The 11,003-nt window shown below is 71.5% G+C and carries 5 protein-coding genes; 4 read left to right on the top strand and 1 reads right to left on the bottom strand.

The genetic code is table 11. From position 1 onward, the window contains the following. Window positions 1-255: 255 nt before the first annotated feature. Both BMY97_RS29545 and BMY97_RS29540 read left to right on the top strand, forming a co-directional pair. Complete coding sequence (locus BMY97_RS29545; RefSeq protein ID WP_091622839.1) at window positions 256-2,739, top strand: MGH1-like glycoside hydrolase domain-containing protein; 2,484 nt, start codon at window positions 256-258, stop codon at window positions 2,737-2,739. A gap of 37 nt (window positions 2,740-2,776) precedes the next feature. Continuing rightward, the gene (locus BMY97_RS29540) at window positions 2,777-4,612 is read left to right on the top strand and encodes an arabinofuranosidase catalytic domain-containing protein (RefSeq protein WP_177231602.1); all 1,836 of its coding nucleotides are present in this window, start codon (window positions 2,777-2,779) and stop codon (window positions 4,610-4,612) included. A 273-nt stretch (window positions 4,613-4,885) separates the two neighbouring features. On the opposite strand, the gene BMY97_RS29535 is transcribed toward BMY97_RS29540, so the two are convergent. Next, on the bottom strand, window positions 4,886-5,329 hold the full coding sequence (locus BMY97_RS29535) for a hypothetical protein (RefSeq protein WP_143086331.1): 444 nt from the start codon (window positions 5,327-5,329) through the stop codon (window positions 4,886-4,888). A 326-nt stretch (window positions 5,330-5,655) separates the two neighbouring features. Between BMY97_RS29535 and BMY97_RS29530 the strand changes: the two genes are divergently transcribed. Both BMY97_RS29530 and BMY97_RS29525 read left to right on the top strand, forming a co-directional pair. Further along, the gene (locus tag BMY97_RS29530) at window positions 5,656-7,188 is read left to right on the top strand and encodes a family 43 glycosylhydrolase (protein WP_091622834.1); all 1,533 of its coding nucleotides are present in this window, start codon (window positions 5,656-5,658) and stop codon (window positions 7,186-7,188) included. A 112-nt stretch (window positions 7,189-7,300) separates the two neighbouring features. After that, window positions 7,301-10,957, top strand: a complete 3,657-nt coding sequence (locus BMY97_RS29525) for a family 78 glycoside hydrolase catalytic domain (RefSeq protein ID WP_091622831.1) — start codon at window positions 7,301-7,303, stop codon at window positions 10,955-10,957. Window positions 10,958-11,003 lie beyond the last annotated feature (46 nt).

Here is an 11,003-nt window from a genome sequence, read left to right as displayed (position 1 = left end):
CCCACCCCGGGCCACGCCGCCCACCCCAGACCGAGCTCCGCCACCGCACCCACCCCGGGCCACGCCGCCCACCTAGGCCCAAACCCCGCCACCACCGCGCCGGGCCGATTCGCGCGGCCGAGGCCGGATCCCGCCGTTGCCGCGTCGAACCACCACGCCTCGCCACCACCGAGCCCCACCGGCACCAAGCCGAACCGGCCCACCCCGTCATGGCAGCAACGCGCAGCAGCACCCTTCGCCCGCGTCGCCCGGCGGGTGCGGAGCCGATTCGCCGCCGCGACGCTGCTGCTGGTGGCCGCGCTCCTGCTCCCCGTCTCCGGCGCCGCAGCCTCACCGCTCACCCCGACGGCCGGCGGCACCTCGTTCCTGAACCACGCCGCCCTGCTCGGCAACGCCGCGGACCCCGCCTGGTACGAGGCGAACATCCCGTTCCTCGACGTGCCCGACCAGCAGATCCAGTCCGTCTACTACTACCGCTGGCAGACCTACCGCGAGCACCTGGTCTACACCGGGCCGGTCTACGGCTGGATGTCCAGCGAGTTCCTGCAGCCCGCCGACTACGGCGCCCCGTACGGCGGGATCGACGCCGCGGCCGGGCACCAGATCACCGAGGGACGGTGGCTGCGTGACCAGCAGTACGTCAAGGACGACATCGACTACTGGCTCGCCGGCCCCGGCCAGTTTCCCAAGCCCCGCAACGACAACGTCAACCCCGACACCGGCGACTGGGCGCACGAGTACAGCTTCTGGGCCGCGAGCGCGGTCTGGCAGCAGTACCTCGCCGCGGGCGATCTCGGCTTCACCGCCGCGGAGCAGCAAGCGCTGATCAAGCAGTACAACGGCTGGGCCGATCACTACGACGCGAGCCTCGGCCTCTACTGGCAGGTCCCGGTGTGGGACGCGACGGAGTTCACCCCCTCGTCCTACGAATCCGGCGACGGCTACCGCGGCGGTGTCGGCTACCGGCCGACCATCAACGCCTACCAGTTCGGCGACGCCACGGCCATCGCGCAGATCGCCGCGCTCACCGGCGACTCCGCGACCGCGAACGACTTCACCGGCCGCGCCGCGAGCCTGCGCTCCGCCGTGCAATCACAGCTGTGGGACCCGTCGCGGCAGTTCTTCTACGGCATGCCCCGCGACAACAACCCGTCCCACGCCCTGACGGGCACGCGCGAGGAAATGGGCTTCGTGCCGTGGATGTTCGACCTGCCCACGGCCGACGACACCGGGGCGTTCGCCCAGCTCAAGGACCCGGACGGGTTCGCCGCCCCGTTCGGCCCCACCACCGCCGAGCGGCGCAGCCCGTGGTTCATGCACGAGGCCGCGGACTGCTGCCGCTGGGACGGCCCCTCCTGGCCGTACGAAACCTCGCAAACCCTGACCGGCGCCGCGAACCTGTTGCAGGACTACCCGCCGCAGTCCACTTTCACGGCCGCCGATTACGTCTCACTGCTGCACACGTACGCGGCAACGCAGTACCGCGACGGCCAGCCGTACGTCGCCGAGGCGCACGACCCCGACCAGGACCGGTGGATCTACGACGGGCACGCCCACAGCGAGGACTACAACCACTCCACCTACAACGACAACGTCATCTCCGGCCTGATCGGGCTGCGCGGCCAGCCCGGCGGCACCCTCACGCTCAAGCCGCTCGCCCCGGCGAGCTGGGACTACTTCGCGCTGGAGAACACGCCTTACCACGGGCACAACGTCACCGTGCTGTGGGACCGCACCGGTTCGCGGTACGGCCAGGGCGCGGGCCTGCACGTCTACGTGGACGGCGCCCAGGTCGCTCAGCAGTCCGGTCTGGACCCGCTCACGGTGCCCGTCGGCGCCGCCGTGGCCCATCCCGTTCCCTCCACAGTGGACATCGCCGCGAACGGCCAGCGGTTCGGCTACGGGCCGCAGCCCAGCGCGTCCTACACCTCGTCGTACGACAACGTCTGGAACGCCGTCGACGGCATCGTCTACCGCACCGCGGTGCCGCAGAACAGCCGGTGGACCAGTTACGGCTCCCCCAACGCCACCGACAGCTACCAGCTCGACTTCCACCGCGGCGTCTCCACCGGCGAGGTCCGGCTGTGGTTCTACGACGACGGCGGCGGGGTGCGCACCCCCACCTCGTACGACCTGCAGTACGACACCGGCAACGGCTGGGCCACGGTGCCCGGCCAGTCCCGCGCTCCCGCCACCGTGAACGGCCCGACGGAGATCACTTTCCCCGCGCTGACCACCAGCCGGCTGCGGGTCGTCGCGCCGAACGCCGGCGGCGGCACCGGCTGGGGGCTGCAGGAGTTCGAGGTGTACAGCGCGCCCGTCTTCCAGCTGGCGAACGTCAACAGCGGCTTGCTGATGGGCGTTTCGGACATGTCCACTCAGGACGGTGCACCGGTGGTCCAGTTCCAGGACAACGGCACCCGCGACCACCTCTGGCAGCTGGTCCCGGCCGGAGGCGGGCAGTACAAGATCCGCAACGGCAACAGCGGGCTCGTGCTCGGCGTCGACGGTATGTCCACTCAGGACAGCGCCGCCGTGGTCCAGTACCACGACACGGGCACCCCCGACCACCTCTGGACGCTCATCGACGCGGGCGGGGGCCAGTTCAAGATCCGCAACGCGCACAGCGGGCTGCTGCTCGGCGTCGCCGGAATGTCCACCCAGGACAGTGCAGCCGTGGTGCAGTTCCAGGACAACGGCACCGCCGATCACCTCTGGCAGGTGCGGCCGGCGGCCTGACCCACCCGAAAATCCCATCCGTGAAAGGGGTTCCAGCGTGTTCTCCCGACCAGTCCCCCACCGGCGAAGAATCATCCTCGCCGTCACCGCCGCCCTCGCGCTGGTCTTCGGCGTGCTCGGCGCCCAGCCCGGCACGGCGCAGGCAGCCGGCTCGCTCCCGTGCGACATCTACGGCTCCGCCGGCACCTCGTGCGTCGCCGCGCACAGCACCACGCGGGCGCTCTACAGCTCCTACAACGGGCGCCTGTACCAAGTGCAGCGCGCCTCCGACAAGGCGACCACCGACATCGGCGTGCTCACCGCCGGCGGCTACGCCAACGCGTCCACACAGGACTCCTTCTGCGCTGGGACGAGCTGCATCATCACCGTGGTCTACGACCAGTCCCCCCGGCACAACGACCTCACCATCGAAGGCCCGGGCACGGCCGGCGGCCAGGACGTCGGCGCGAACGCGACGGCGCTGCCCGTCACCGCGGGCGGGCACAAGGTCTACGGCGTCTACATCGCCCCCGGCACCGGCTACCGGCACTACGTCGGCGACGGCGTAGCGCGCAATGGCCAGCCCGAGGGCATGTACATGGTCGCCAGCGGCACCCACGTGAACGGCGGCTGCTGCTTCGACTACGGCAACGTCGAGGCCACCATCAACGACACCGGCAACGGCCACATGGACGCGGTCAACCTCGGCACCACCTGTTATTTCGGGCCGTGCACCGGGATCGGCCCGTGGGTCGCGGGCGATCTGGAGAACGGGCTGTTCCAGGGCCACGGCTCCAACACCGCGAACCACGGCAACGCATCGCCGTACGTCACGGCGATGCTGAAGAACAACGGCCAGACCACCTTCGCGCTCAAGGGCGGCAACTCCCAGTCGGGCAGCCTCACCACCTGGTACGACGGCGCCCTGCCGTCGGGCGGGTACACCCCGATGCAGCAGGAGGGCTCCATCGTGCTCGGCACCGGCGGTGACAACAGCAACGCCTCCGTCGGCTCCTTCTTCGAAGGCGTGATGACGGCGGGCTACCCCAGCGACGCGGCGGACAACGCGGTGCAGGCCAACGTGGTCTCCGTCGGCTACGCGGGCGCCACCGGCACTGCGCCCGTCGGCGGCCGGGTGCTCGGCGCCAACGGCAAGTGCCTGGACGTCAACGGCGACGACAACGGCGGCGACTCGGCCCCGGTCCAGCTGTGGAGCTGCCAGAACAACGCCGCGGACCAGTCCTGGTCGCACAATCCGAACGGCTCGCTGTCGACCCTGGGCCGGTGCCTGGACGTCGTCGGCAACGGCACCGCCCAGGGCGCGAAACTCGAGCTGTGGGACTGCAACGGCGTCGGCGGCCAGAAGTGGATCCAGCAGGGCGACGGTTCCCTGCGCAACCCGCAGTCCGGCCGCTGCCTCGACTCACCGGACACCGGGGCGGCGAACGGCACCCAGCTCCAGTTGTCGGACTGCGACGGCTCCGCGGCGGAGAAGTTCTCCGTGACCGGCGGCGGCCCGATCGTCGGCGTCGGCGGGAAGTGCGTCGACGTCGCGGGTGACGACAACGGCGGGAACGGCACCCCCGTCCAGCTCTGGGACTGCCAGTCGTACGCGGTGGACCAGCACTGGTTCCACAACCCGAACGGCTCCCTGAGCACGCGGGGCCGGTGCCTGGACATCGTCGGCAACGGCACCGCCCAGGGCGACAAGGTGGAGCTGTACGACTGCAACGGCGTCGGCGGCCAGAACTGGGTGCAGCAGGCGAACGGCTCACTGCTCAACCCGCAGTCCGGCCGCTGCCTGGACTCCCCGCAGGGGGCCACCGCCAACGGCACCCGGCTGGAGATCTGGGAGTGCAACGGGAGTGCCGCCCAGCACTTCCCGCTGAGCTGACCCGCTACACGGCAGCGGTGACGGCGCCCAGCCGCCGTCACCGCTGCCCGGCGGGGTTTCCCTTGTCGTGGCGCAGTTTCGGGCGCCCGATCCGGCGTTGGCCCGACAGCGATGGACAGCTCTGAGCCCGATCCGGCGTTGGCCCGAAAGCGATGAACGGCTCCGAGCCCGACCCGGCATCGATCCGAAAACGATGGGCGGCTCCCCGGCCCGATCCGGCGTTGGCCCGAAGGCATGGACGGCACCCCAGTCCGAGCGTTCGGCGCCGTCGCGTCAGCCCGTCGCCACCTCGAAGGCGGCTGCCTCCTCGGCACGAGCCGGAGCGGACCGTCCGATGTGGACCCAGCCCCGCGAGGCGGCCGGGAAGCCGCTGCGCCGCGGTGACCCAGGCACGGCCCACCGGCGATGCCGCCCCGCCCGGCCGAGGCCGCGCAGCAGGCCGCGCCACCGCCGTCCGCCCTGATGCCGGTTGCCGCCGGCCTCCGGGAGCCGGCCGATCAGGTCGGCGGCCGCGACGAGCCGGGCGCCGCCGAGGCGCGGGACGTCACTCTCGGCGAGCGGCACGCGCCCACCGCCGACGTCCTCGCCCACGACCACCCCGATCCGGACCAGGACCCGGCCCGGCGAGCCGGCCGCGCGGTCGAGGTACGCGACTCTCGGACCGTCCACAAAGGCGCGGTTCTCCCGGCTCTCCCGGGGCAACGGCACAGTTGTCATGTTTCGTCCAGTTTCTCGGGTCACAGGTGGGAACCACACTGCCGGGGCCAGGACGGCACCCCTGACGCCGGCGTCGTCACCGGGCGGTGACGACGCTACCCGGACGCTGCACGCAAGCCCGGTTGAACGCCGACGTTCACCTGATTGTGGGCAAAACCCAGGACCCGACCTACCCGGACAGTGTCCGAACGCCACCACCGTCACCCGTTTGCGATCAGATCGCGCATCGGAAGTGGCCGTCCGAAATCGGACACTTTCCTTGACGGGGCGCGATTGCGGCCTTACCGTGTTGAAACGTTTCATGCTCTCACTGAGGAGACCAGGAAATGACCCCGGCACTCGCCGTTCTCGCGCTGCTCGCGAACCTCCTGCTCGGCTCCCCCGCCGCCGCCCCGGCCCACCACGCCGTGACCGTGGTGAATTCCGACGCGACCGGGCCGGTGAGCCGGTTCGACGTCGAGGGCAACGCCCTGGACGCGCACGACGGCTCGATCCTCCAGGCGGGCAACACTTTCTACCTCTACGGCACCAGTTACGCCTGCGGTTACGGCTATCAGCAGAACGGCACCTTCTGCGGGTTCAAGGCCTACAGCTCGCCGGACCTGGTGCACTGGACCGATCGCGGGTACATCGTCCCGCCCGGCTCGTGCGCGTACTGCTTCCGGCCGCACGTGGTCTTCAACGCCCGCACCGGCCAGTACGTCCTGTGGGCCGACGGCGGCGGGCGCTACCTGGTCGCCACCAGCCCTGCGCCCACCGGGCTGTTCACCGCGCGGCCCGACCCGAAGCTGGCCGTCGGGGGCGCCGTGGACGAGTCGCTGTTCGTCGACACCGACGGCACCGGTTACGTCATCCACAACACCACCCAGGTCGACGCCGGGCTGACCGCGGACATGGTGGTCGAGCGGCTCACCCCGGACTACCTCGGCACCACCGGCGAGTACGTCCGCCTGGGCCTCGGCGACGTCGAGGCGTTCACGGTCTTCAAGCGCGACGGCGTCTACCACGCCCTGATGTCCGACCCGTCCTGCGCCTACTGCTCGGGCGGGACCGGTGAGATGACCGCGACCTCGATGCTCGGCGCGTGGTCGGGCGCCTGGTACGACCCGAATGGCGTGCACCAGAGCGGCCGCGCCGAACCCCGCTGGCGCGCGCGGATCGTCAACGCCGACAACTGCGGCGGGCAGCCGCTGGCGAGCCTGCCGGTCGTCGGCGCGGACGGGAGAACCGGCTACTACTTCGTGTCCGACCGCTGGGACCACCGCGCGCCCAACGAGTCGCTGGCCAATTTCTTCTTCGGCCCGATGAGCTTCGGCCAGGACGGGACGCTGCAGGACATCTCCTGCGTCGACCGGTTCCCCTTCACCCCGCCCGGTCCCCCCGGGCACCCCGCCACCCCGCCGGGCCTCGACCAGGGCAGCGGCCTCGACGGCTTCCACCATTACTGCGACATCGGCGGGAACGTCGTGCGGCAACAGGGTTTCACGCCCTCGCGCACCGGCACGCTCACCACCGCGTCGATCACCACGTTCCAGCGCGGGAACCCGGACGCGCCGGTGACGCTGGACGTCGTCGACGGGGCCGACGGCACCGTGCTGAGCCGGACCGGTTTCGCCCTCGCCGACGTGCCGTGGGCGCCGGCCGCGCTGGCCGCGCACCCGGGCATCCCCGTGACGGCGGGCCATCCGTATCTGCTGCGGCTGGAATCCGCCACCACCACCGGCTGCTTCGGCTGGGAGTACAACGATTCCGGGCCATACCCCGGCGGAGTCGAGTCCTACAGCACCGACCACAGTGGATCGTTCACCGCCGAACCGGGCCGGGACCTGAAGTTCGGCACCGGCGTCCGCCCCGCTTGAAACGCCGTCTGGCGTATTGCGATCACGTGATCGGCTGATTACAGTCTGAAGAACACCAGATTTGAAACGTTTAAATCCCCGTTGTCCCCAGTCCGTCGTTAGGGAGCCCCGCATGCTGCCCTCGCACCTCTGGCGAACGACCGCCGCCGCGCTCGCCGCGGTACTGGCCCTGTCCGCCGCCTCCGCCCCACCGGCCGGCGCCGCGCCGCCGGTCCAGCTCACCGGCGCGCACTGGGTCTGGTACCCGGAGGACTCGCCCCGCGTCGCCGTGCCCGCCGCGAACCGGTACTTCCGCAAGACGTTCACCGTGCCCGCGGGCGCGGTCAGCGACGCCCGGTTCGTGGTGACCGGCGACGACCTGGTGGACGTCTGGCTGAACGGCGCGCCGCTGGCCTCCTCGGCCCGCACCGCGGGCGCGTGGCGGACCGCGCTGTCGGTCGACCTGCGCCCCGCGCTTCGCCCCGGCGCCAACACGATCGCCGTCTCCGTGCGCAACACCGGCGGGCCGGCCGGCCTGCTCGGGCACCTGCGGGTCACCACCGGCGCGGGCGCGACGGACCTGATCACCGACGGCAGCTGGAAGGCCGCGAAGACCGTGCCCGAGGGCTGGGAGCAGCCCGCCTTCGCCGATGCGGGCTGGGCGAGCGCCCGTGACCTCGGTGTCTACGGCACCGGACCGTGGGCCCGCACCATCGCCGTCCCCGACCCGGACGCGGCGTCACCGCTGATGGTCGCGAACGGGACCGTCGACCGGCAGAGCAGCCCGCTGGGCATCGATCCCGCACAGGCGCGGTTCGGCTGGCAGCTGGGCTCCGGGGCGGCGCAGGAACGGCAGTCCGCCTACCAGATCGTCGTGTCCGCCAAGGGCCGCGACGTCTGGGACAGCGGCCGGGTCGAGTCCGCGCAGCAGGCCGATGTGGCGTACGGCGGGCCTGCGCTGACGTCGCTGACCGCGTACACCTGGCGCGTGCGGGCGTGGGACAGCCAGGGCCGCGCCGGCCGCTGGAGCGCGACGCAGCGGTTCGAGACCGGTCTGGCCGCCCCCGCCACGGAGTGGACCGGTGACTTCATCGGCCGCGCCGGCACCGGCCCGGACCTCGCCGGGGCGAGCTGGATCTGGTACCCCGAAGGCGATCCGGCTGGCGGAATCCCGCCCGCGACGCGGTTCTTCCGCCGCACCCTCGACCTCGCCGCGGCGCCGGCCAAGGCCACTCTCGTGGTGACCGGCGACGACAGCGCCACAGTCTGGGTCAACGGCGTGCAGGTGAGCGCGTCGCCCCGGGTCACGGATTCGTGGAAGCAGGCCGCCGTGGTGGACCTCGGCGGGAAGCTGACCGCCGGGACCAACACCATCGCCGTGCAGAGCGAGAACACCACGCAGAGCCCGGCCGGGCTGATCGCCAAGCTGACCGTGCCCGGCGGGCCCACCGTCGTCACCGACGGCGGCTGGAAGGCCAGCCAGACCGGCCCGGACGGCTGGGAGAAGAGCGGCTTCGACGACAGCGCGTGGACCGCGGCGCGCGCGGTGGCCGCGTACGGCACCGGCCCGTGGGGCGCGAACGTGACCATCAGCTCCCCCGCGCCCTTTCTGCGCAAGGGTTTCACGGTCACCAAGCCGGTCGCCTCCGCGCGGCTGCTGACCACCGCGCTGGGGCTTCAGGAGACCCGGCTCAACGGCGCGAAGGTCGGCCAGGACGTGCTCGCCCCGGGCTGGACCGACTACACGAAACGCCTGCAGTACAAGGTTTACGACGTCACCGGGCAGATCCGCCAGGGGGACAACGCGCTCGGCGCGTCACTCGGCAACGGCTGGTACTCCGGCAGCATCGGCATCGCCGGCTCCCAGCGTTACGGCACCCAGCCGTGGTACTCGGCGCAGCTGGAGCTGACCTACGCCGACGGCAGCAGCTCCGTCGTCGCCACCGACGGCAGCTGGAAGACGATCGACGGGCCGATCCGCGCCGACGACCTGTACCAGGGCGAGACCTACGACGCCCGCCAGGCCGTCGCGGGCTGGGACAGCCCCGGCTTCGACGACCGGGCCTGGGCGAACGCCGGGGTTCGGACCGGGGCGAAGCCGAATCTGGTGTCCCAAGTGGACAACGGCGTCACCGTGCAGCAGGACTTCCACCCGGTCGCGATCACCCAGCCCAAGCCGGGCGTCTGGGTGCTGGACATGGGCCAGAACTTCAGCGGCTGGAACCGGCTCTCGGTGACCGGGCCGGCGGGCACGACCGTGACCATGCGCCACGCCGAGGTGCTCAACCCGGACGGCACGGTCTACACCGACAACCTGCGCGCGGCCCAGGCCACCGACCGGTTCACCTTGGCGGGCACGGGAAAACCGGAGACCTACGAGCCCCGGTTCACCGTGCACGGCTACCGGTACGTCGAGCTGACCGGCCTGCCCTCGGCACCGGGCGAAGGCACCGTCACCGGGCGGGCGATGTGGACCACCGGCGCGCAGACCGGCACGTTCACCTCGTCGAACCCGATGGTGAACCAGTTGCAGCACAACATCCTCTGGGGTGAGCGCTCGAACATGCTGTCCATCCCGAGCGACTGCCCGCAGCGGGACGAGCGGCTGGGCTGGACCGGCGACATCGGCATCTTCGCCGGCACCTCGACGTTCAACCTCGACGTGCACAACTTCCTCGGCAAGTTCGCCGACGACCTGGTCGACGCCCAGCACGACGACGGCTCGTTCACCGACGTGGCGCCGGGCGTGCTGGGCGGCTCCGGCACGGCGGGCTGGGGCGACGCGGGCGTCATCGTGCCGTACACCCTGTGGCAGCGCTATGGCGACACCGGCGTGATCACCGAGCACTTCGACGCGATGGTCAAGTGGGTCGAGTACCTGCGCGCCACGTCGGGCAGCGACCTGATCCGCGACCACGCGACCTACGGGGATTGGCTCAACGTCAACGACAACACCGCGCAGGACGTCGTCTCCACCGCGTTCTTCGCGTGGTCGGCGCGGCTGGTTTCGCGGATGGCGGCGGCCACCGGCCACACCGCCGAGGCGACGAAGTACGGCACCCTGGCCGATCAGGTCGGCGCGGCGTTCACCGCGAAGTTCGTCGCCGCGGACGGGACGGTCGGGGCCAGCACCCAGACCGCGTACGTGCTGGCGCTGGCGTTCGGCCTGCTCCCGGCGGACCGCGTCCAGGCCTCGGCGGACAAGCTGGCGGCGAAGGTCGCGGCGACCGGCGGGCACCTGAGCGTCGGGTTCCTCGGCGTGGAGAACCTGCTGCCGGTGCTGGCCGACCACGGCCACGCCGACGTCGCGTACCAGGTGCTGCTGCAGCCGGACTTCCCCGGCTGGGGCTACATGATCGGACACGGCGCGACCACCGTCTGGGAGCGCTGGGACGGCATCAAGCCGGACGGCTCGTTCAACGACCCGGGCATGAACTCGTTCAACCACTACGGCCTCGGCTCGGTGGGCGACTTCCTCTACCGCGAGGTCGGCGGCCTCTCCGCGGCCGGCCCGGGCTACTCGTCACTCCTGGTGGCGCCCCGGCCCGGCGGCGGCCTCACCTCGGCGAAGTCGGCGTACCAGACCCCGTACGGCGGCGCGTCCAGCGAGTGGTCGATCTCGGGCGGGAAGCTCACTCTCCGTGTGACGGTCCCGGCCGGCGCGTCGGCCACGGTGAAGGTGCCGACCAGCCGCCCGGACGCCATCGGCTCCCCGGCCGCGGCGGTGCCCTCGGCGCCCGGCACGTTCTTCGTGCCCGGCGGGTCGTACGTGTTCACAGCTCCGGCGTGAGCCGCTGAGGCCGGAGCCGTCGCTGGGAAGGCGGCTCCGGCCTCAG

The organism is Amycolatopsis saalfeldensis (assembly GCF_900110575.1).
In the GTDB taxonomy this organism is placed as follows: domain Bacteria; phylum Actinomycetota; class Actinomycetes; order Mycobacteriales; family Pseudonocardiaceae; genus Amycolatopsis; species Amycolatopsis saalfeldensis.
This window is presented reverse-complemented; position numbering and strand designations above follow the sequence as displayed.

Excerpts from the sequence above, each read along its gene's own strand:
- BMY97_RS29535 (WP_143086331.1), bottom strand. The coding sequence starts at position 5,329 with ATGACAACTGTGCCGTTGCCCCGGGAGAGCCGGGAGAACCGCGCCTTT.
- BMY97_RS29530 (WP_091622834.1), top strand. The coding sequence starts at position 5,656 with ATGACCCCGGCACTCGCCGTTCTCGCGCTGCTCGCGAACCTCCTGCTC.
- BMY97_RS29525 (WP_091622831.1), top strand. The coding sequence starts at position 7,301 with ATGCTGCCCTCGCACCTCTGGCGAACGACCGCCGCCGCGCTCGCCGCG.